This window comes from Leptospira hartskeerlii (assembly GCF_002811475.1).
Lineage (GTDB): Bacteria > Spirochaetota > Leptospiria > Leptospirales > Leptospiraceae > Leptospira_B > Leptospira_B hartskeerlii.
Genome location: NZ_NPDL01000004.1, coordinates 414,613 through 435,937, shown reverse-complemented (window position 1 = coordinate 435,937; position 21,325 = coordinate 414,613). Strand labels below are relative to the sequence as shown.

Genomic DNA, 21,325 nt, shown 5'->3' with positions numbered 1-21,325 from the left:
AAAATTTATACCGTTTGCGGGACCACTGCGGGTTTGAGTTTTCCTTGGAAGATCTGGTTTCTTTTATGAGCGAGTGCTGCCAGTTCCATATCGTGAGTCACAAGTATTAGACTGAATCTGAGATCCTTTTGAAGTTCTTGGATCAAACCCATTAGATTTCTGGAATTTTCTCTGTCCAAGTTTCCGGTAGGTTCATCCGCAAGTATGAGTTTTTTTCCCGCAACTAAAGCTCTTGCCACACCGACTCTTGCACTTTCTCCACCTGATAATTGAGAAGGATGACTGTGAATTCTTTCTTTCAGTCCTACTTTCTCTAGCATGGAGATCGCTTCCTTCTCGGCTTTGGAAGTAGAATAACCTTTGATCAAGAGTGGAATGCTCACATTCTCCAACGCAGAAAAGTCAGGAAGAAGAAGATGATGTTGGAAGATAAATGCGATCTTTTCTGCGCGAAAACTTTCTTTTCCCTTTTCGTCTAAGTTGTTAAGATTGATCCCGCAGACTTCGATCTCACCTGAATCAAAACTATCCATTGCTCCCAGAATGTTTAGAAGAGTGGATTTTCCAATCCCGGATTTTCCTTCGATGGAGAAGATCTCACCTTCTTCCACATCCATATCCAATCCATCGAGTACGGAAAATTCCTTTTCTAGGATATGATACTTTTTAACCAGATTTCGGATCTTAATAATACTCACGTTAGTCGTTCCTTATGGTGTCGACGGGATTCAAACTTGCCGCCCATCTTGCGGGGAAGTATCCTGCGATCCCGGAAAGTATCGTAGCAGCAGTAGTCACCATAAAAATAAAAGGTATATTGATATCCACAGGTAGTTTATCGAAATAATAAATACGTTTAGGAACTAACTCTACCGGTGTCCAATCTGAACCGGTAAAAGAAGGTCCTAACAGATTGATGATCTCTTCTATATAACCTATAATAGTATCGAGTGAATTTGCTAAGAATACACCGCCAACTCCTCCAGTCAGAGAGGCTAAAATCCCGACGAGCATTGCATTCAATGTAAAGATGAGAAGAATATCGGAAGCAGGAAGTCCTAAAGCTTTTAAAACTCCGATAGATTTACGTTTTGCGCGCACTAGAGAATATACGGAAGCGACCATTCCGAGCGCTGCTAAGATAATAAATAAGAAAACGATAATGGAGATAATCGTCTTCTCTAACTGTAGAGCTGCCAGCAGATTTTCCTGCTCTTCTGCAATTGTTCTAACGGATAAAGAAGAAGAAGCATCTATTTCTTGTTCGAACTCTAAACTGTTAAATAGTTTGTACAATTTTCGTTTGCTGATAGCTAGATCATCCAAAGATTTTGCTTTGATAGTGATCTGGTTTACTGAATCTTTCATTTTGAAAAATTTCTGAGCAACCGGCAAAGCCATATAAACAAAACTGGAATCGAACTTATAGTTCCCTGTTTTAAAAAATCCGGATACTCTGAAGTTCTGAACGCTTACTTCCACACCTTTTCCGAGAGAAAACCTTCCCCCAGGAACCGCTAAAGTAAGTTGTTTGCCTAAACTGAAATTGTAAAGGTCCTCCATTTCTTTTCCCAGGATGATATAGTTTTCTCGATTCAGATGACCAAGCTCTTCTCTATCGTAATGAACCACTCTGGGAAAGTTATGAAGTTTATGTTCTATCAATTCATCCACACTTGGAACAGCAACTGCCTTGATAAGAACCGGATAAAATACGTTATACCTTTGTATGAGTCCGTGGCTTTGTATCCCACCCTCAACGGAAATGATCCTGTCTTTTAGGTCCGGATCGTTTTGTATATATTTGATGATCTTTTGGTAGTCTCTGATCTCCCCGCCATTGGAACTGCTTTCAATTGTAATATGTTCTCCGCCTTGCCACAGAGATTCCTTAAGTTGCCTTTGGAACCCGTTGAAGATAGAAAGTACTACGATAAGAAGGGCGACTCCGACTGCCATGACGATAAACGAAATCCTGGACTTGATCGAAAGTAGTCCTGTGACTCTGGATCCTCGAATATAGCGGGAAGTGAGAAGTAGGATTAGGGGGGATCTATGAAAGAAGAAATTCATCAGTTGGGCGGTTGAAATTAAACAAATCCGCAAATTTCCTTAGTTTGACAATTATCAGATTCCGATGCAGGATGTCAAAAAAAAGTCGATACCGATTTGGCCTCATAGTAGGATCGGTCTTTCATTCGAAATTTTATGCCAGCCGAACAAGTATATTCCTTATTATTCCAGTCTAGGGACGGGGCTTCCTCTCTTTACATCTTATTTGGTGGAATCGTTGATCCGGTTTCCAGTCGGATCGACAGATTCGACGTAGTCGCAGTAGGAAACAGCGAGTTGATCAACATTCCGTTATCCGGAACCACCTTCAAAGACGTCACTAATGTCTGCCAAAAGATCAAATACGAAGGTAAACAACTTAAAAACCTTACGAACAAACTCCAGGAATTATTCCAAAACAGCGGACGCTCCGACGATTTTATGGAGCAGCTCATTCATTATATCAATAAACGTGAAGACGACAAGATTAAGTATCTAGTCAACCAAATCCAAAACCAAGCAATGGGAAATTCTAAACCGGATATCAGTCTTTGGTATTCTTTGATCGATCGTGATAAGATTGATGAGGCAGGCTCCGGAAAATCTTCCTTTGAAACTTTGGATTCTGAAGAAGCTCACGATGATCCTATGTCTGAAGAGGCCCCTACAATCCCTATTGGAGTTCCGACAGGCATAGATGCTTCTATTCCACCTACCGCCTCAAGAGTTCAGTTTAAATTCATTCTTTCTCCTGTTTCCGGAATTCCGGTCAGCCAACTCAAACCTGGCGATCAGATCGTAGTACAACTTACCGGAAGTGATCCTACTACAATGGGAATCATAGATTCAATGAAACTCAAAACGGAAGATGGAAGTATTAAACCTATTCCGGCTACGGTTGTCGCCACGGAAAACAAAGGTGTAGAGAATGAGACCATTGTTAAAATAGGAAACGATGTCTTCGGTAAAATTTACGAAGAAGAAAATTCCATCAAAGTCCGGCTTTACACCGGCGAAAAACCGGTTTCCAAATCGGGCGGCTCGAGCGTATCTGCAGCCTCCAACGCTTCCTTAGAAGCGGGAGAATCCAGTCTACTTCTGACTGTGCTCATCGCTTTAGGAGTTGTTGGTATCGGAATGATCGCGATTTTTGTATTCTTACTTTAAGTGAAGTCTTTCTCTCCCAACTTTTTGGATGGAGAGAATCCAGCTATGTAAAATCATAGCTCTATCGACGGATTACGATATGAAATCTCGCATTAAACTGACCATTACTTACATAATTCCTTTCGTACTTCTGTTGGTCAGTGGATTTCAACTTTTCCTACAACCTACTTTTCTGAATACCAACGACACTTCTACAATGGAAGCTTTGTTAGATGGAACTGCGAGAGAACCTATCTCCGGATTTTATTTCCAGGGTGGTGCAATCTCTCAAATGCTCCTTACGGAAAAGATCTTAAAAGAGATAGAAGATCCAAGTCTACCGAACGATTCTCAACCGGAAGAGATAAAAAACAGACTAGGAAGAGTTTTACTCGGACAAAGATTGCAGATCTTCTTTTACGTATTTTTAGCTGTATTATCTCTAACTTCTTTTCTTTCTCTTTATTTCAGAGCATTCTTCTATGCTTTCTTAAATCGAATTCTATATTTTTTCGGTTTTATTCATGGACTTTTCAGTATGCCGAATATCGCTTTGGCGGGCGCAAGTTCAGGAAGAACGGAAGATCTTCTTTGGGTGATACCATCGTTGTTCTTAGCATTCGCTTGGATCATAGGAATGGTTTATCTGATGTTCACGATCGGAAAACTTTTTTCTAAAGAAGATGCGGATCGTTTTCATTCTCTTAAAAATTTGAGAGAAGATGAATCCGAATTTAGATCCGAAAGTAATCGGAACCATTCTTTTGCCACCGCACTTCTTCACTTTTTAGGGATTGTGGCATTGGGAACCTTGATCGGAAATATAGTTTATATTCCTCTATTCGTTCTCCAAAAAAATTATTCAGAACCTTTCGGGATCTTGATCGCAGGTGCCGTCATAGCGGTTTCTGCGTTTTATATTCGCAATTACCTAAAATTCGGAAAAAGTCCCGAGTTAAGCACATACCAAAATTTGGCTTTGGGAATCAGTTATCTGCAAGTAAGATTTATCAGGATCGCTTTGATGATACTTTTGGTTTTGGTTTTGGTAGTTGTATTTATTCTTTTCTTATTTAATCTACTCACAATCAACTTCGGGATCTTAGAATCCTTGTTTCCATCCATCGACAGTAGACAGAATCTCTAAAGCGTTCTTTCCTAACCAATAACAAAGAATAATATGAGAAAAAGCTAAAATAGAATAGCTTACTCTGTCTAATACTCTTCTGAACGCGATAAATATTCCTAGATGGGTCACAACCAGAGAAAGTATCAAACCTTCTCCAGCATAATGGTTTAACGTAAGATAGAAACTTAAGTAAACCGTAATGATAATGAATCCCCAGGCTGCAAACTTCTCCAGTTTGAGATGCCGAGGATCCATTAAAGATTATCCGCAGCTAGATTCTTTTTTCTGAACTTCACAGAGGACTTTTCCAGCGGGGGAAAAGATAGTTCTAGATAAGAAGTTACCATTCTCATCAAAAACTTCGACGGATTCTGTTTGTCTATTCGGGAAATAATAGAACCAAGTGCGGATCTTTCTTCCTTTGGAATAATAGCCAGAATATTCCAATTCTCCGTCTTTAAAATATTTCTGCCAAAAATCGGATTTTTGTCCGTTCTTATAATTGCCTTTTACTTCCAGAATTCCTTCCGGATAATATCTCTCGTAGGGACCTTCTTCGTTTCCTTCGTCCCCGTTAATCTGAGCGAATTCGTCTTTGATCTGGCTTCCGAATCTTTGTTTGATATAAGGTTTGCCGTCTGCAAAATACCAAACCCAATCGCCAACCTTGGAACCGTGCTCGTATTTTCCCTGAGAAGAGATACCTTCTTCTGATCTAAGATAAGATTTACATAACCCGTGATAGAGTTTGTTCTCATCTAAAGGACATTCGAAATATAACTTTCCATTATCATAATATATTCTGGCAAGTCCTGGCTCATTTAGAAGATAAGCGTTCATATTCTTGTCGTACTTTGCACCTACAGGAAGACCATTAGGTCTCTCTGCGGATTCACAAAAAAAAGCAAAGGAGCAAATGAAGAATATTATAAATTTTGAAAATTTCATCTAGTCGATGGTGAATTTTTTGGTCACGAGAATTTCTCCATTCTCGTCTTTGATCTCCGCTTCGTATGAGCCTTCGTCATCGAAAAAAGAATCGTCATAGTAAGTTTGGAATTTATCGAATCTGCGTTTGAATTCTTTTTCTTGAATGCTGATCTCTTCCTTAGATTCGTCCACTTTATAGATCGTAAGTTTGATCTTATCGGGAGAGAACCAACCGCCTCTTTTATAATAAATGAAAAAGTCCTGTCCGTGAGTGAAATGGTATTCTTTTTCGGAACCCATTCCGGAAACTTTGTCCGGAGTCATCTTATCCGCGTCCATATAGATCTCGTGTTTAGAAGGCCAGATCCACCAAACAAAGATCAATACCAAGAAGACACCGAAAATGCGGATCCATTTTTTATTTCCGTTGGAATCACGGAGTCCCGTTTGTGTGTATTCTTCTATCCTCATACCGTTGTTTAGCTTGAAAATGGGCTCTTTTTTGGGCAATTGTTTTTCCCGGCTTTCGGGCGATTCAGAAGTCCCAGACTTGGACTTGGAACTTTGTTCAGGGACAGAATGAGATGGTTCAAAAGAAGAAGTGGGAATTGATTCTGGAACCGTGGGCTTCTCAGAGGTTTTAGGGTCAGATTTTTCTTCCGGGGAAACTTCTCCCCCTAATGATTTTTTGACTGCCGCCCCCGCCGCTTTTTTTAATAAGTCCTTCTTACCCGCCAAAAGAGTAGACCTCATCTGTGAATTGTTGGTAGGCCTTGGTTGTTTTATTTTTGGGTTGGTACTCGTACAAAGACTGGTTCAAAAGATGCGCCTCTTCTACCGCAACTGAAGGAGGGATTTTAGATTCGAATAAGCGAAGATGTTCTTCAATCATCGGAACTACCGTTTGAGACATCGTGGTCCTTTGTTGGAATAAGGTCAATAATGCTCCCAAAATTTTCAGTCCCGGGTTAAACCTTTTTACCGTATGATTTTTGGCTTCTAAGATCGCTTCTATCCCATCTAAAGAAAATTTAGAGATCTGCAATGGAACAATGAGCCCAGTCGCAGCCACAAAAGCATTCATAGTGATCAAAGAAAGACTAGGCGGGCAATCAATCACCACCCAATCAAAATCGTTCGCAACAGTTTCCAATGCTTCCTTCAAAATAAAAAAACCGTCCATTTTTCCGGAAAGCAATACATCTATCTGAGAAAGTTTAGAAGATGCAGGCAGCAAACTCAAACCGGAAATCCTGGTCGGGGTAATTAGTTCACGAATTGGGACCTTCTCGCTAAAAAGTAAAAAAGAATCCTTTCCATTCTTGGAAGAAGATTCCGAAAACACGGAACTCGCGTTGCTCTGGGCATCCAGGTCTATAAGCAAAACCTTTTCTCCCTTTCTGGCAAGACCCACAGCAAGATGGACAGACGTAGTGGTTTTACCCACTCCCCCTTTTTGATTGGCGATACAAAGAGTTTGTTTCATTCAAAAATCCGTTGCCCGTACTGGTCCTCTTGGAAGAATAACTCCATAAGCCTCTAAAATTTCAAGAATAAGGAAAAATTTCCTGTTCTTTCGGATATAGAGTCAAGGGAGCCCTAATGGAATACGAAGTAATCATCGGTTTGGAAGTACATGCTCAATTAAACACGGATTCCAAAGTATTCTCCGATAGCCCTTCCAAATTCGGAGCCGCTCCTAACTCCCAGGTCTCGTCGGTTTGTTTGGGACTTCCCGGTTCTTTACCGGTCTTAAATGAGGAAGCCCTGACCAAAGCGATCATGGCCGGCCTTGCACTCGGTTCCAATATCACTCTTCATACTAAGTTCGATCGAAAAAATTATTTTTATCCGGATCTTCCAAAAGGGTACCAAATTTCACAATTCGACAGACCAATCTGCGAAGGCGGAAAAATCTTTTTTACAGTCAAGGGAGAAGATAAACCTAGATTCGTAAATCTCACACGCATTCATATAGAAGAAGATGCCGGAAAATTAATACACTCCGCGGATCCTAAAATCCCTCAGTCTTATGTGGACTTAAACAGAGCAGGAACTCCTTTGATAGAGATAGTTTCCGAACCGGAAATGAGATCTTCCGACGAAGCATACTCTTATCTCTTAGCTCTAAAATCGATTCTCAGGTATATTAGAGTTTCTGATTGTAATATGGAAGAAGGTTCACTTCGCTGCGACGCAAACGTTTCCATTCGCCCGAAAGGTTCAGATAAATTCGGGACACGAGTTGAGATCAAAAACCTAAACTCGTTTAAAGCAGTCAAAGCCGCTATCGATTACGAAGTAGAATGGCAAAGGGATATGTATTCTCAAGGTAAAACTTTCCCTCAACAAACAAAACTTTGGGACTCTGCATCTAATGTAACTCTCACAATGAGAACTAAAGAGATGAGCCATGACTATAGATATTTCCCTGATCCGGATCTTCCTCCTGTAATTCTTACCGAAGAAATTGTAGAAGATATTCGCAAATCTCTTCCGGAACTTCCTGATGCAAGAAGGGACAGATTCGTGGAAAAATTAGGCCTTCCAAAATATGACGCAGAAGTCCTAACCGCAGAAAGAGAGATCGCCGATTATTACGAAAGCGCTCTCAAAGTTTCCGGTGACGCTAAAAAGACCTCCAACTGGGTCAAAGACGAAGTATTAGGAATTGTTAATAAAGAAAGTATTACCATCTCCGAATTCAAAGTAGGCCCTGAAAGGATCGGTGGCTTAGTTAAACTGATCGCAGACGGAAAAATTTCCGGGAAGATCGGTAAAACCGTCTTCGAAGAAATGCTCGGAACGGACAAAGATCCGGAAACAATCGTAACCGAAAAAAATCTGATCGTAGTTCGTGATGACAAAGAGATCGAAAGGATTGTAGACGAAGCAATTGCAGCTAACGAAGACGCTGTACAAAAATATAAATCCGGTAAGGACAGAGCTCTAGGCGCAATCGTGGGTTACGTGATGAAGGTTTCCAAAGGAAAAGCGGATCCGAATTTAGTAAATCAGATGTTACTGGATAAATTAGGGCCTCTGCCTCCAAAGGGTTGACCCCGGGTCGCTTCCGTTAAAGACAGATATTAGGTTTTAGATTTTTTCTTTCCCGAATTCTGCCTTTGATCGGATTCTATTTTTCCATCTACCATATTGATCCTTCTATCGGCTAAAGCTGCATATTCTGGATCGTGAGTAACGTATAGGATGGTTGTACCGTTCTCTTTATTCCTTTTCTTAAAGATCTCCATCGTTTTGTCGCCGTTTGCGGTATCTAAGTTACCAGTTGGCTCGTCGGCAAAGATCAGTCCAGGATCCATGATAAGTGCTCTCGCAATTGCTGCCCTTTGTTGCTCTCCTCCGGACATTTGTGAAGGATATTTATCTTTGCATTGTTCCAATCCGAAATCCTTCAATAGGCTTCTAGCATAATCTCGTTTCTTGCCTTCCTCTCCGATCTTTCTTGTAGGCATTAAGATATTCTCGATCGCACTCAATTCCGGTAGCAGATAATGGAACTGAAAAACGAATCCGATGTTTTGGTTCCGAAAACGATGAGCCTCTTGACTTTCCATTTGGAAAAGATCTTTACCATCCAAATATACTTTTCCCGATGTTGGAATATCCAAACCGCTTAACATGTAAAGTAAAGTAGACTTTCCGGAACCGGACCTGCCGGTCAAAGAAACAAACTCTCCTTTTTTCATATTGAGACTTACATTACTTATAGCTAAAGTAGCCGGTTCTCCGAAGGATTTAATTAGAGAATCACAGCTAAGAATTGTATTCGGATCTGGTTTCATGCGCTACCCCTAATGATCTCGACCGGAGATAATTTGGATGCTGATCGTGCAGGGATATATGCCGCTATACCGCTCGTGATCACGGAAAGAGAAAAAGCCTGGATATAGATCCAGTAATCCCAGGAGATTTTCATCACATTCGTCATTACCGGACCTTTCGTATTCTTTCCTCCGATTGGATAACCGTCCAACCAATAGCAAGCAGCTGCCCCGACCAAAAGTCCCAAAGTGGCTCCGATCAGTCCCAATAACAATCCTTGGATAATGAAAAGTCGGATCGTATCATTCTCGTCAAATCCGAGGGATCTTAAGATCGCTATCTCCTTTTTCTTATGATTCACTACCATATTTAATACATTATAAATTCCGAATGCAACTACCAGAATGATGGTAAACGTAGTAGTGTTCCTTACTATGTTTTGGGTCTTAAATACCGAAAGAATACTTTCATACGCTTGGTCCCAACTTTGCACCTTATCTCTAGTCAAAAAGGACCACTCTGTCGCAACATCCGCCGCCATAGAAACGTCCTTTAAACGAACTACTATTTCCGAAATAATACCGTTTGCTTGAGTAAGTCTCTGTACGGTGCGGATCGACGCATATACGGAACTCTCGTCTATCATACGGTTTCCGACCCGGATCACCCCTTCTACTTTTACGTTTGAAATTTTCCCGTCCGTAGAAACTACTTGGATGATGTCCCCTGCTTCTGCGCCTAAACGTTCTATGAGTCCGGCCCCGGCAAAAATAACGTCGCCTCCTCTGTCCAGATCTTTCAAATTTCCTTTCTCAACGTAGTTCCCTATTGTGGTAACTTTCATTTGCCGGACAGGGTCTATTCCGAAAAGTTTAGCAGGGATAGTCTGTTTTCCGAACTTGAAAATCAATTGGCGATTCAATTGAGGTGCATAAGCCTCTACTCGATCATCCTGATCTAATTTCAAAAACCATCCTTTAACGTTCGTTAGCTGGGTTGAATCTGTTTTTCCGGATGGAGGTTTGATCCAATGAACGAAAGATTCCGGAAAAAAAACTCCGCGAAAACTTTCTTCCTTTAAAACTTCGTCTTTAGGAGATATTCTGATCTGAGCATCGTTATTCACCAGCTGATCGGTGATATATTCTTGAAAACCGAGCATCATTCCGGAAAAAACTACATAACCAGCGGTTCCTAAAAGTATTCCGAAAAAGGTAAGAAAGGTTTGTTGAGGACGGCTGATCAATTGCCGGATGGCTAAAAAAAACATACCGATCTCCTATCGGCTTCCGTTCATTAGGACAGAATCAGATTCTAAAACGGAGTTTTCCAATATCTCACACCATTCTCCGTCAACTGCTCCGACTTTCGCATCTACCCAAAGTTTTTTTCCGGATCTTATTACATGGATCCTTCCTTTTTCGATAGCGCTCACCGGAACTAAAAGTGCCTTATCTTTTTTTGCCACCTCTACCGCAACGTCTGCAGTCATTTCGGGCAAAACTCCTTCCGGCATCGAATCTACATCTACAGTTACGTAAAATTGTCCATCGGAAGGATACACACGGTCTATCTTTCCTGTAAGTTTATTTCCGCGGATCGTTTCGAAACTTAGTTCGGCTCTTTGACCCGGCCGCATTCTCAACACTGAATCCTGGTCCAAAGAAAGTAAAACATAGGTTCTTTTCAGATCCATAATCGTAAGAATAGAAGCGCCGGGCATTACCACTTCGCTTTCTTGGTATGGAAGCGTTGTTACAGTTCCGGAAAAAGGAGCTTTAAATAAGGTTCCAGTGTCCGCATAAAGCAGGTCGGCACCCTCTTTTACTTCCTGGCCTTCCTTAACGTACAACTTGCGAATAGAAGAAGTAACACCTAACTTTAAGTGGTAAACTCTTTCCGATTTTACCGTTCCAAGAGAATAGACTAATTCGACAATCGGCCCTACTCTGGGTGAAATCTCTTCCTTTCTCCCTTTAATATACGCAAAGGAAAGTAGCAAGACTAGAACCAGGAAGATTCCGGCGGCCGCAAATCTTTGCTTTTTGGACGAGTATATGAATTTTACAAAAGCGAGAAACTTGCTCATTCGGAATTCCCAATATATTTGATCTTCGCTATGTTTTACGATATTTATCGTAATAGGTCAATAGGAGATGTGATAAAAGGGCAATCCAGCGGATAATCAGTCCAGTAATAGGGAAAAAATCGCCTGAATGGAAAGGATCCGTATCATTTCTCTTTAGGAACTACCCAATAATAATGTAAAAATTCTTCGTTCAATTTAAACCCGAATCGTTCATATAGATGTCTTGCATGACGATTGTCTGGATGAGTTTCTAGGCCCATCCCCTTGCCACCATGTTCTATAACATGATTCGCAACTTCCTTCAGGATCTTTTTAGCAGTCCCTTTTCTACGTTCCGTTTCTCTAATATACAGATCGTTGAGTATATAATCTCTTTTTAAAGATAGGGTGGAGAAGACGGGATACAGTTGCGCGAAACCTAATAAACCTCCCCCTCCTTCTGCAACGATTAAAACAGAATCCTTATGTAAGAGTCTATCTTCTAAAAACTTTTTGGCTGCGGCAAGATCGGAGGGAAATCCGTAAAATTTACGGTAAAGGTCGAACAATTCCGAAAGCTCTTCTAGATCGGAACGGCTGGCAATTCGTACATTGATCAAATTTTCTTTTTGCATATTTGTTTTCGGAGGGAATAAAAACACTCCGCGTTTTAAAGTCTATTTCGATTTTCTAAATTATACCTTCTCTCTCGTTGTTTTCTTAAACTTTCATCCGCTTTCTCTTATTTTCGAAATATTTTCCGATCCATAAGTAGCAAAAATCATTACAAGTGGGTCTTTTAAATAAGTCAGGTTAGACTTTGGTAAATTGGCTTAAAGATCCATTTTAGAAATGATGGATTTTACTATTTTTTCCCATTATGATTCTCAGGGGAAGCCTCTGGGAAATTCTGACATTTCGATACGGAAATCCAGAACCGGTTTTTGAGATTTCCGGCTACTCCGCTTGACGGAGGTAGGACCCAATTTCTATTATGTCCCTTGGTATGGAAGACTTCGCCCACCTTCATCTCCACACGACTTACTCTATGCTCGACGGGGCGATCCGGATCAAAGAGCTAATGCAGCATGTTAAGGAGCTTGGTATGAGCTCCGTGGCTATGACTGACCATGGAAACATGTTCGGTGCCATTGAATTTTATAATGAAGCTGTTAAAGCCGGCGTAAAACCCATCATTGGTTGCGAATTTTACGTTTCTCCTAACAGAAAAGCAGAAACCGAAGAGTTCAAGATTGCCGACGGAAATGCTTACCATCTTATTCTTCTAGCAAAAAACGAAATAGGTTACAAAAATCTAATAAAGCTCGCGAGTAAATCTTATACCGAAGGTTTTTATAAGAAGGCTAGGATCGATTATGATCTTTTGGACAGGCACAGTGAAGGTCTGGTCTGTCTAACTGCCTGTCTCGCGGGAGAAGTGAACCGCAAAATTTTAGAAGGAAAAGCTCCCGAGTCGCTCCAGCTTGCCGGCAAACTAAACGAAATTTTCAATAAAGAAGACTTTTACTTAGAGATCCAAAACCACGGAATTCCCGAGCAGGATATTGTAGCAAAGGGCGTATATGATCTGGCTCAAAAAACCGGGATCAAATTAGTAGTCACGAACGATTCTCACTTCTTGAAAAAAGACGATAAGGAAGCTCAGGACATTCTTCTTCGCATCGGGATGAGAAAGAACATCGAAGACGAGATGGAGTTCGGATTCAACCAACACTTCTATGTTAAAAGCCCTGCGGAAATGAAGACACTCTTCCCGGAACTTCCTCAGGCATTCTATTCTACATTAGAAGTTCGTGATAAAGTAGATCTCAAATTAAAGTTCGGCAATTATCTTCTGCCTGAGTTTAAAGTCCCCGAAGGTTTCGACGAATACGGTTTTATGGAAAAACTGGTTTGGGAAGGAATACGCCAACGTTATCCTCAGGTTACTCCGGAGATCAAAGAAAGGGTAGAATTCGAGCTAAACACAATCAAGGACATGCATTTCGCAGGTTATTTTTTGATCGTTCAGGACTATATAAACTTCGCCAAAAAAACAGGGATCCCTGTAGGTCCAGGAAGAGGTTCCGCGGCAGGTTCTATTGTGGCTTACGCCCTCGGAATCACGAACGTTGAACCTTTACAGTTCAATCTACTCTTCGAAAGATTTTTGAATCCTGACAGAAAGGATATGCCGGATATAGATACGGACTTCTGTGTCGAACGTCGAGAAGAAGTGATCAGTTATATCCGCCAAAAGTATGGAGAGGATAGAGTCGGTCAGATCATCACATTCGGATCTTTAGGTGCAAAGGCGGCGCTCAAAGACGTTGCCAGAGTGATGAATCTTCCTTTCGAGGAATCGAATAAACTCACAAGTTATTGTCCAAGTAAACCTGGAATCACTATCGACGAAGCTCTTGCTATGTCTGGAGACTTAAAACAGGCCAGCGAAAAAGACGACTTAAACAAAAAGATATTCGCGATCGCAAAACGTTTGGAAGGAAACTACAGACAGCCCGGAAGGCACGCTGCAGGCGTGGTAATTTCTCCTTATCCATTAGATGAGGTAGTTCCACTTTCCACAGTTGCGGAGAAGGACAAGCCAGGCGTACGTTCGATCGTAACTCAATACGAAAAAAACAATTTGGAATCCGTCGGTCTCATCAAGATGGATATCCTCGGTCTCAAAAACTTAACGACCTTAAACTATGCGATCAAACTAGTCCGAGAAAGAAGAGGGATTGAATTAGATTTAGATAAAATTCCTCTGGATGACGCAAACACTTACGCATTATTAAGAAAAGCGAATACACTTGGGATTTTCCAGTTAGAATCCACCGGTATTACTGATCTCGTGGCTCGGAGCCAGGTTTCTAATTTCGACGAGATCGTAGCCTTGATCGCACTTTATCGGCCTGGTCCAATGGAATCAGGAATGTTAGAAGAATACTTGGAGCGTAAGAGCGGTAAGAAGCCGGTCACCTATCCACATTCTTCTTGCGAAGTTATCTTAAAGGAAACATTCGGGCTCACTGTTTATCAGGAGCAAGTGATGAGTATCTCACGTGTTGTGGGTGGATACACCATGGGCGAATCGGATATGCTCCGAAAAGCTATGGCCAAGAAGAAAAAAGAACTTATGGATCCGTTGCGGATCAAGTTCATCGATGGTGCCCAAGCGCAAGGTCACGCTAAAAAATTCGCTGAAGAACTTTTCGATCAGTTGGAAAAATTCGGAGGATACGGATTCAATAAATCCCACTCCGTGGCTTACGCGTTAGTCACCTATCAAACTGCTTACATGAAGGCCAATTATCCTACTGAATATATGGCTGCATTATTAGCGGGGGATCATTCTAAAACCACCGATATCACGAAATATATCAATAACGCTCGGGAAATGGGGATCAACGTTTTGACTCCTGATGTAAACGAGTCCGACGTATCCTTCTCTGTAATCGATGACCAAACAATTCGATTCGGGATCTCCGCAATGAAAGGTGTTGGAGAAGGTGCAGCGGAAAATATTATCCAAGCTAGAAAGAACCTCGGAGGTTTCAAAGAGATCACCGAGTTCATGACCAATATCGACACTCGAGTATTGAACAAAAAAATTCTCGAAGCATTAGTGCAAGGTGGTGCCTTAGATTCTTTCGGCTACACTAGAAAATGTTTATTCGAGTCCATGGATAGTTTAGTTTCTTTCGCACAAAAAGAACAGGAAAGATCTAGAGTAGGCCAATTCTCGCTTTTCGGAGACAGCGGACTTAGTTACGAATTGAAACTTCCTAAAGACGCAGACGAATGGGAAATGGAGGACAGACTCAGAAGAGAAAAATCCGTCACTGGTCTTTTCCTTTCCGGGCATCCTTTAGATAAATATAAAGGCCACTTAAAAAGCCTAAACTCGGTTCCTATCGAAACCCTAGATAATATCAAAGCAGGTACTAAAGTAGAAATCGCAGGGATCCTCACTTCTTTAAAGATTAAGTTCACCAAGAAAAAAGAAGAATTCGTAAACTTCAAGTTAGAAGATCGCACAGGAGAAATAGAATGTGTGGCCTTCCCTAAAGTTTACCAAAAGTTCAAAGAACTCATCAAAGAAGACCAGGCAGTGTTTTTAAAGGGAGATCTAGACAGGATAGAAGCGGGAGAATCCGAACTCAGAGGACAGATCAAAGTAAACAGTTTCGAGATCTTGAACGATACAACCATCGAAGATAAGATGGAAAAAGCACTTCATATCAAACTCGGGGACCGACATAGAAAAATGCCGGATATTATTGGCCAACTGCACACTTTACTCGCGGCTTATCAGGGAAATTCACAAGTATATTTCCATCTAATCTCGGGGGACGAAGAGAAAAAGGTAATCCGCGCCCATAATCATTACTCCGTTCAACCAAATCCTGAGTTAATGAATCGATTAGTAACCTTATTGGGTGAAGGCACGGTCTACGAAAGTTTCGGAGATAATGTAAGACTCTACGGAACGAATGGGACCAGACAGGCAGTTAAGGTCTAATTCTGCAGATAAGAAAAATAAAACTTACTTTCTTAAAGTAACTAAACTAGCTGAAACTTTCCCGACACCACTCGGATCCACTTTTAGATCACCGCCTGAATGACTAAGTAGGTCTCTTGAAAAGCGACTCCAATCTCCTTCTGCTAAACTTGCTCCCTCTACTTGTAACTCTAAAGTTTTAACGGTAGGATTCCTGAAACTGATCTTCAAATCTTCCACATGATTCGTAACAGATTCAGAAGTTGCGGAGACTATCTCTCCTAAAACTAAAAGAAGAAGATTAGCCTCTTTCACATCTAGCTGATAATGTTTTGCAATCGGATCCAAATCTGGAAGAGCTTTATATTTGGAAACGATACGATTTAAATAATTTTCGATCACTTCTCCGATAGATACGCTTTGTACATGTTCCGCGTCTTGGGAGACCGCATGAACGGAAGCAAGAGCCAATATTCTTCTTTCTAAAATCTGCAAAACATTTCTAGTTTCCATAGAATGTTCGGAATCTTTCAGAAACGAAACCATCTCCAAAATGACCTGCATATTATTTCTGACCCTGTGAGAGAGTTCCTTTAAAAGAATATCTTTGTCTAAGATCAACTTATCTAAATTCGCACCAATTAAAATAGCGAATAACGTAAGAATGCAAAGAGAAGCTATTGAATCGGTATAAATTTCACTGCCAGTCGATCCGATCGGAATTCCTGTCCTCCAAAATATAAGTCCTAAACAGTAAAACATAGCGAGGAGAGCTATCTTACGATTAAAAAAGTATAGTTGGAAAAAAACTAAAACTGGGAACCAAACTGCTGCATTCTTAACACCAGGACCGTAAACAACTCCGAGTCCCAAAGCCAAGGTAAACAAAAAAGAAGAAAGATAAACTGCTTCTTTGTATCTGGACTTATAAAGTAAAAAACAGCATAGAATAGAAGTAATTCCTGCAACTGTATATCCGGGTCGAAATGTATGATTGCCTGTTAAAAATTCAAAACCTAAGATCCCCGCAGACATCAAGCCTACTACAATCGAGATTCCTAAAAGAAATTTTTTGCGAGGTAAACCTGGGATATCTACGATTTCAAACATAAGTGCACCCTATTTTCCAAAAGACCGGATAGATGACTTATTCGACGAATTAACGGATGCGGTTTACGTAGAAGGTAAACGTTTTTTCTGTAAGATTTTGGCGGAAGTCCCAGGCCAAAACTTTGATCACATTCTCTCCATTACGAAAATCCAAATTACCTACCAAATATTGGTCTTTAAAATAGAGATCAGAAAACGGGAACCCTTCCGAGTTTTTCCATTCTCCCTTTTCGTAATGTAGATTGGAGAAGCTTGCCTTCTTTAATAATTGCCCATTTAAGGAAACTTGGATCTGAGAAACACCTCTTCTCTGGCCCGATTTTTTTCCTGCGTCCTGGATCCCGACAGTTACCGGAAATGCCCGAGAAATATTAATATTGTCCCCGTCATTTACCTGGCTGTATTTATAATCGTCCTGATGAATGAGCAAATTTCCGATCACCGGAGGACTCTCATCTTCCACGATAGGCAAAACCTTCATAGGGTCTTGGATGGTCTTTCCGAAATCTTTAAGTAAGACGAAATGGAGGTGAGCCCCGCTGGAATGCCCTGTGTTCCCAGTGTAAGCAATTTTTTCTCCCGCAGCAACTATACGCTCTTCTAATAAACCGGGGAGACGCCCGTCTTTCAAATGGTAATAGGAAGAATACGTCCCATTTCCATGATCCAACCAGACAGAGTTCCCGGTTCCGAATTCTTCTCCAAATGGATCGTCTTCGCCAAACCGTGAATAAAGGATCTTGCCTTCTGCCATCGCCAAAACCGGCTCACCCGCAGAAGCGATGTCCATTCCATTATGAAAATGGTCCCCCCTGGATTCTCCGAACACAGAGGTAACCTTATTCTCGATTCCGTCGGTTTTCACTGGGAAAAGAAAATTTATTACTTTATCGTTTTGCGCAAAGGTGCTTAGATGGAACGCGGCCAAGATAATTCCGAGGGATATACTACGTCTCATATCGTTGGCTCTCAGGTGCAAGGTTACATAAAGAATGAATTTGTCAAAGGATAAAACCCTCGACCTAGTTACCCGTTGCGGGGAAGGAGACGAGGCCGCCCTCAAGTTATTCTTCGAGTCCTATTCCGAAGATATTTACAATTTTCCGATGAAGATTTTTCACCTCAGTGAAGATGATGCCGGAGACTTCTTCTTATATGCGTTCGAAAGACTGAAAACCGGAGCAAGATTCTCTAGCTTCAAAGGTAAATCAAGTTTTAGAACATGGTTCTACTCAGTTCTACGTAATATGCTCATTGATTGGCAAAGGACCAAACGAGAGCTAAAAATGACCAACCTTGGAAAGATCAACAAGGAAGGAAAAGAATACGCCACGATCGAAGACGAACCGGATCTTCGCCCTGATTTAGTGGAAGAAGCCCAAGAGCTGACCAAACATTTTCATCAGGTGCTAGGAGAGATAGGTGTAGAAAAGAGAGTTATTTTTAAACTTTCTTATATATATTACCTCAACCTAGACGAAGAAGAGATCCAATTCCTGATCGAAAAAACGAATCTGAGCGTAGACGATATAAAAAAGAAAATTTTGGGCCTTCGCTCCGAACTTTCCAAGCGGGAAGAAGAGAATATTCGTATGGAAGACAAGATTACGTCTCTTTATTTAAATATTCTAGAGTTGAAAGAAAAGCAGACAGTAACTGTTAAGAAAGCCCCTCTACTTCCTCAAGAAATAGATAAAACTTCCCAAGCGCTAAAGAAGAAATACGAACAACGGAAAAAACTCTTAGAAAAGCGCAAAAAAGGCCATTTCCTGGCAAGGACTCCATACAGAGAGGTTGCTGACCTTTTAGGGATAACCGAGGGAAATGTGAGCGTTACATTACTCAGATTGATCGAAAAAATACAAAAAAAACTCAAATTTTCCGAATTGTCTGAGTAGAAAGAATCGTCTTAAAACCTATTGGAGAATCTTACTCAAATGGAATCCAACCGCGAAAACTCGGTGCCAGAAATCATCCAGTCACTATTTGAAGGGAAACCTGAAGTATTGGCTAAACTAGAAAAAGACGCCGAACTACAAAACGAACTTATCAGAATGGAAGAAGCTCTCCAGGCTAGTATAAAAGCTGCCGGTGAGTCCTACTTCGATTCAGCTTCACGTACACATTCTTTCCAATCCTTCCAAGAGGATCTGGATCTGAATAAGGCCGAACTAAACGAAGGCTGGCAGGTTAAACCGTTTCCTGAATATCTGAAAAGATATGTGGAGATGGAATTAGCCCGTAAGGCACAAGGAAAAGAATCCATCGTTGTTAAATTAGGAAAATCCGGAGCACAACTTTTCGGAAGCCTGATCGAAACTCTTCAAATCAACACTCGTGTAGATTATGCGCCGGCTATGCGTTCTGCAGTAGCAAAATCGCCTTCTTCTTCCGAGTTCATCGTATTTGAAGAAAAAATGGATAAGGACTGCAAGTTCACTTACCAAGTCGTACAAGAAACCGATGAAACCGCTTACTTAAGTGTCAAAATCGAATGTCCAAGACCGGAAGATTTCCAAAGAGTAAATCTTTCTAAGGACGGAAGATTTATTCTTTCCAACCAATTCAACTCCGAAGGGATCACTAATTTCTCCGGATTGAGAGAAGGAAAGTACACAGTAGAGTTTCAGGGAAAAGACTTGTCTAAATCCATAGATCTCTTTATCCTTTTGGATTAAGAGCGTTGTAATTAGTTTCCTTCCTGACCCCTTATGTCACGGCGAGGAAACTTCTTTAGGCGCAGTTTTTAGATCCAATGCTGAACCTAATCATAGACAGAGTCGGTGCCGTAAACGTATTCAATATTCTGGATAGTTCCGGTAGCGGATCGGAATCGCATCTTCAATCCACAATGGACGAAGATCTAATCCTAGAGTATATTAAGGAAATCGAAAACTTAGTTCGGGTTTCTGTCGCAATCCACCAAAAATCAGGACAAACTCCTACTCTAGAAACGGATATTCTGCACGATCTAAAAATCCTGGGAGAGACTTTTTACGATCAGTTCTTCCCTGCAGTAATCCAAGAAAAACTCAGACTTACTACTGAAAAATATCTTCACTTTAATATAGATCCGAAGTTAGGAGTGATCCCGTGGGAACTCCTACATGACGGCACTTGTTTCCTCTCAGATAAATTCTATATAGGAAAAACGGTAAGAGGAGAATCTAGTAGTACCGCCTTCAAAGAAAAAGAAAAGCTCCGAATGCTTATTATCGCGGATCCAACTGAGGATCTAGAATGGGCTCAAAAGGAAGGAGAGCAGATCTTTAGGGTTCTAAGTGAGAAGGTGCCGAGTTCCAGATTAGAGATCGAATTCATCGGCGGACGCCAAGTTACTAAATTAAAACTTCTTTCTCTTATCAAAGGAAAGAATATCATCCATTACTCGGGACATCTATATTTCTCAGATGATCCTTTGGAAAACGGATGGTTGATCTCTGAAGGAAAGATCCTGAAAGCAAGAGAGATTAAAAACTCCGGATTCAATACCGATATGGTATTTTCCAACTCTTGCCAATCCAACAAGAGCGCTACTAGAAATCTAAACGCAGACCTGATGAATAATTTTGCAGGATCCTTTTTGATGTCCGGGATCAAAAGTTTTATCGGCACTAACTGGGAAATCGCGGATAATCAGAATACGATCGATTTCACCATCCAATTTTATACGAACTTATTCGCTGATAAAAGTATAGGCGAATCCTTATATCTTGCAAAAGAACATGCCAGAAGGAATTACGATCCAAGCGATCTAACGTGGACCAATTATAGCCTACATGGACAACCGATCATCAGAGTGGTTTCCGATCCTACAAAAGGTAAACCGGTCCATAAGATAATTAACCCTTCTTTAATATTCAAATTTTATCCAAACCCGATCGCGGCGTCTTACTACAAGTTTACTGAAAAGCAAAAAGAAGAATCTCTCACTTCTTACCAATTGATGGAATACTTGATCTTTGCGTTCGAAGAATTTTCAAAAGTGATCGGAGGGATCTTATTCAGCGATCACCAGAATCATTCATTAGGAAAATATATCCCGAATAATCCGGACGATGCTTATAATACGGAGAGATGGTGGGAACTTATGTTCCAATGCCTTCATGATTTCAGAAAATTAGAGATCACTCCTGTTGTTACTGATCTACCTGAAATACTTTTCGCAAACAAAGATACAATCTCTAAGATGATCCAATGGATCGATCTGTATTCCAAAGGACAGATCCAACCAGAATCCGCTGATGGATATTTGATCACATTCCAGTATTATTTCGAAAACCTTCTGACTGAGTTAGAGGAATTAGAGAGGATCAGTATCTTCTTAGTTTCTACAAACTCGAACAATCACCTATTCTTCCGTGGTATAAAACCTGAATCTTCTTTAGTAGCTGCTCCGATGATCAAACAAGATTTTATAGGAGAACAGATCGAAAAGTATAGAGGAAAGGTAATCGTTTTCCACGAAGATAGACTGCAAATCTTCCCTCTCAACTGCAATATAGTAGAAAATCCAGAAACCAAAGAATTGGAACTAGCATTCTTGGGATTTCTCCCATCTAAATCCGGGAATCTGCCTCACGGCGGTTTATAAGTA

The 21,325-nt window shown here is 40.9% G+C and carries 19 protein-coding genes; 7 read left to right on the top strand and 12 right to left on the bottom strand.

Features of this window, described 5'->3' with window-relative positions:
• Positions 1 to 5: 5 nt before the first annotated feature.
• A complete protein-coding gene (locus CH352_RS09720) occupies positions 6 to 698 on the bottom strand; it encodes an ABC transporter ATP-binding protein (protein ID WP_100705090.1) in 693 nt (230 codons plus the stop codon).
• A 1-nt stretch (position 699) separates the two neighbouring features.
• The gene (locus CH352_RS09715; RefSeq protein WP_100705089.1) at positions 700 to 2,073 is read right to left on the bottom strand and encodes an ABC transporter permease; all 1,374 of its coding nucleotides are present in this window, start codon (positions 2,071 to 2,073) and stop codon (positions 700 to 702) included.
• Positions 2,074 to 2,208: 135 nt separating this feature from the next.
• On the opposite strand from CH352_RS09715, the gene CH352_RS09710 reads away from it, so the two are divergent.
• Positions 2,209 to 3,219 carry a hypothetical protein gene (locus tag CH352_RS09710; protein WP_100705088.1) on the top strand — a complete coding sequence of 337 codons (1,011 nt, stop codon included), beginning with the start codon at positions 2,209 to 2,211 and terminating at the stop codon, positions 3,217 to 3,219.
• A gap of 79 nt (positions 3,220 to 3,298) precedes the next feature.
• Entirely contained in the window at positions 3,299 to 4,345 is a 1,047-nt protein-coding gene (locus CH352_RS09705) for an LIC_10230 family protein (RefSeq protein WP_100705087.1), read from the top strand.
• Here the strand turns inward: CH352_RS09705 and CH352_RS09700 are convergent.
• From CH352_RS09700 to CH352_RS09685, 4 genes are read right to left on the bottom strand one after another with little or no spacing between them, the layout of a single operon-like run.
• Entirely contained in the window at positions 4,301 to 4,582 is a 282-nt protein-coding gene (locus CH352_RS09700) for a hypothetical protein (protein ID WP_100705086.1), read from the bottom strand. The genes CH352_RS09705 and CH352_RS09700 overlap by 45 nt on opposite strands.
• Positions 4,583 to 4,588: 6 nt before the next feature.
• The gene (locus CH352_RS09695; protein WP_100705085.1) at positions 4,589 to 5,275 is read right to left on the bottom strand and encodes a toxin-antitoxin system YwqK family antitoxin; all 687 of its coding nucleotides are present in this window, start codon (positions 5,273 to 5,275) and stop codon (positions 4,589 to 4,591) included.
• Complete coding sequence (locus CH352_RS09690; RefSeq protein ID WP_207766626.1) at positions 5,276 to 6,010, bottom strand: hypothetical protein; 735 nt, start codon at positions 6,008 to 6,010, stop codon at positions 5,276 to 5,278. It abuts the gene before it with no gap.
• Entirely contained in the window at positions 5,985 to 6,743 is a 759-nt protein-coding gene (locus tag CH352_RS09685) for a ParA family protein (RefSeq protein WP_100705084.1), read from the bottom strand. The genes CH352_RS09690 and CH352_RS09685 overlap by 26 nt, the downstream gene beginning before the upstream one ends.
• 116 nt (positions 6,744 to 6,859) lie before the next feature.
• Here CH352_RS09685 and gatB point away from each other — a divergent pair, with 116 nt between their 5' ends.
• Positions 6,860 to 8,317, top strand: a complete 1,458-nt coding sequence (gatB, locus tag CH352_RS09680; protein WP_100705083.1) for an Asp-tRNA(Asn)/Glu-tRNA(Gln) amidotransferase subunit GatB — start codon at positions 6,860 to 6,862, stop codon at positions 8,315 to 8,317.
• Between the two features lie 29 nt (positions 8,318 to 8,346).
• On the opposite strand, the gene CH352_RS09675 is transcribed toward gatB, so the two are convergent.
• From CH352_RS09675 to CH352_RS09660, 4 genes are all read right to left on the bottom strand, one after another.
• The gene (locus CH352_RS09675; RefSeq protein WP_100705082.1) at positions 8,347 to 9,063 is read right to left on the bottom strand and encodes an ABC transporter ATP-binding protein; all 717 of its coding nucleotides are present in this window, start codon (positions 9,061 to 9,063) and stop codon (positions 8,347 to 8,349) included.
• Entirely contained in the window at positions 9,060 to 10,313 is a 1,254-nt protein-coding gene (locus tag CH352_RS09670) for an ABC transporter permease (protein WP_100705081.1), read from the bottom strand. Before CH352_RS09670 ends, CH352_RS09675 begins: the two co-directional genes overlap by 4 nt.
• 9 nt (positions 10,314 to 10,322) lie before the next feature.
• Positions 10,323 to 11,132, bottom strand: coding sequence for an efflux RND transporter periplasmic adaptor subunit (locus tag CH352_RS09665; protein WP_100705080.1), 810 nt, complete (start codon positions 11,130 to 11,132; stop codon positions 10,323 to 10,325).
• A 143-nt stretch (positions 11,133 to 11,275) separates the two neighbouring features.
• The gene (locus CH352_RS09660; RefSeq protein ID WP_100705079.1) at positions 11,276 to 11,746 is read right to left on the bottom strand and encodes a GNAT family N-acetyltransferase; all 471 of its coding nucleotides are present in this window, start codon (positions 11,744 to 11,746) and stop codon (positions 11,276 to 11,278) included.
• A 371-nt stretch (positions 11,747 to 12,117) separates the two neighbouring features.
• On the opposite strand from CH352_RS09660, the gene dnaE reads away from it, so the two are divergent.
• Complete coding sequence (gene dnaE, locus CH352_RS09655; RefSeq protein WP_207766637.1) at positions 12,118 to 15,639, top strand: DNA polymerase III subunit alpha; 3,522 nt, start codon at positions 12,118 to 12,120, stop codon at positions 15,637 to 15,639.
• 24 nt (positions 15,640 to 15,663) lie between these two features.
• On the opposite strand, the gene CH352_RS09650 is transcribed toward dnaE, so the two are convergent.
• Positions 15,664 to 16,728, bottom strand: coding sequence for a histidine kinase dimerization/phosphoacceptor domain -containing protein (locus tag CH352_RS09650; RefSeq protein WP_100705077.1), 1,065 nt, complete (start codon positions 16,726 to 16,728; stop codon positions 15,664 to 15,666).
• A gap of 49 nt (positions 16,729 to 16,777) precedes the next feature.
• On the bottom strand, positions 16,778 to 17,686 hold the full coding sequence (locus tag CH352_RS09645) for a M23 family metallopeptidase (RefSeq protein ID WP_165780132.1): 909 nt from the start codon (positions 17,684 to 17,686) through the stop codon (positions 16,778 to 16,780).
• Between the two features lie 34 nt (positions 17,687 to 17,720).
• On the opposite strand from CH352_RS09645, the gene CH352_RS09640 reads away from it, so the two are divergent.
• From CH352_RS09640 to CH352_RS09630, 3 genes are all read left to right on the top strand, one after another.
• The gene (locus CH352_RS09640) at positions 17,721 to 18,626 is read left to right on the top strand and encodes a sigma-70 family RNA polymerase sigma factor (protein ID WP_100705075.1); all 906 of its coding nucleotides are present in this window, start codon (positions 17,721 to 17,723) and stop codon (positions 18,624 to 18,626) included.
• Positions 18,627 to 18,665: 39 nt separating this feature from the next.
• Entirely contained in the window at positions 18,666 to 19,406 is a 741-nt protein-coding gene (locus tag CH352_RS09635; protein ID WP_100705074.1) for a hypothetical protein, read from the top strand.
• A gap of 77 nt (positions 19,407 to 19,483) precedes the next feature.
• Positions 19,484 to 21,322 (top strand): CHAT domain-containing protein, encoded by a 1,839-nt coding sequence (locus CH352_RS09630; protein ID WP_100705073.1) that lies wholly within the window; start codon positions 19,484 to 19,486, stop codon positions 21,320 to 21,322.
• The last annotated feature ends 3 nt before the right edge of the window (positions 21,323 to 21,325 follow it).

What these genes read in the sequence shown, in the direction of transcription:
- CH352_RS09715 (WP_100705089.1), bottom strand. Translation starts at nt 2,073, where the DNA reads ATGAATTTCTTCTTTCATAGATCCCCCCTAATCCTACTTCTCACTTCC.
- CH352_RS09710 (WP_100705088.1), top strand. Translation starts at nt 2,209, where the DNA reads ATGCCAGCCGAACAAGTATATTCCTTATTATTCCAGTCTAGGGACGGG.
- CH352_RS09705 (WP_100705087.1), top strand. Translation starts at nt 3,299, where the DNA reads ATGAAATCTCGCATTAAACTGACCATTACTTACATAATTCCTTTCGTA.
- CH352_RS09700 (WP_100705086.1), bottom strand. Translation starts at nt 4,582, where the DNA reads ATGGATCCTCGGCATCTCAAACTGGAGAAGTTTGCAGCCTGGGGATTC.
- CH352_RS09695 (WP_100705085.1), bottom strand. Translation starts at nt 5,275, where the DNA reads ATGAAATTTTCAAAATTTATAATATTCTTCATTTGCTCCTTTGCTTTT.
- CH352_RS09690 (WP_207766626.1), bottom strand. Translation starts at nt 6,010, where the DNA reads ATGAGGTCTACTCTTTTGGCGGGTAAGAAGGACTTATTAAAAAAAGCG.
- CH352_RS09685 (WP_100705084.1), bottom strand. Translation starts at nt 6,743, where the DNA reads ATGAAACAAACTCTTTGTATCGCCAATCAAAAAGGGGGAGTGGGTAAA.
- gatB (WP_100705083.1), top strand. Translation starts at nt 6,860, where the DNA reads ATGGAATACGAAGTAATCATCGGTTTGGAAGTACATGCTCAATTAAAC.
- CH352_RS09675 (WP_100705082.1), bottom strand. Translation starts at nt 9,063, where the DNA reads ATGAAACCAGATCCGAATACAATTCTTAGCTGTGATTCTCTAATTAAA.
- CH352_RS09670 (WP_100705081.1), bottom strand. Translation starts at nt 10,313, where the DNA reads ATGTTTTTTTTAGCCATCCGGCAATTGATCAGCCGTCCTCAACAAACC.
- CH352_RS09665 (WP_100705080.1), bottom strand. Translation starts at nt 11,132, where the DNA reads ATGAGCAAGTTTCTCGCTTTTGTAAAATTCATATACTCGTCCAAAAAG.
- CH352_RS09660 (WP_100705079.1), bottom strand. Translation starts at nt 11,746, where the DNA reads ATGCAAAAAGAAAATTTGATCAATGTACGAATTGCCAGCCGTTCCGAT.
- dnaE (WP_207766637.1), top strand. Translation starts at nt 12,118, where the DNA reads ATGGAAGACTTCGCCCACCTTCATCTCCACACGACTTACTCTATGCTC.
- CH352_RS09650 (WP_100705077.1), bottom strand. Translation starts at nt 16,728, where the DNA reads ATGTTTGAAATCGTAGATATCCCAGGTTTACCTCGCAAAAAATTTCTT.
- CH352_RS09645 (WP_165780132.1), bottom strand. Translation starts at nt 17,686, where the DNA reads ATGAGACGTAGTATATCCCTCGGAATTATCTTGGCCGCGTTCCATCTA.
- CH352_RS09640 (WP_100705075.1), top strand. Translation starts at nt 17,721, where the DNA reads ATGAATTTGTCAAAGGATAAAACCCTCGACCTAGTTACCCGTTGCGGG.
- CH352_RS09635 (WP_100705074.1), top strand. Translation starts at nt 18,666, where the DNA reads ATGGAATCCAACCGCGAAAACTCGGTGCCAGAAATCATCCAGTCACTA.
- CH352_RS09630 (WP_100705073.1), top strand. Translation starts at nt 19,484, where the DNA reads ATGCTGAACCTAATCATAGACAGAGTCGGTGCCGTAAACGTATTCAAT.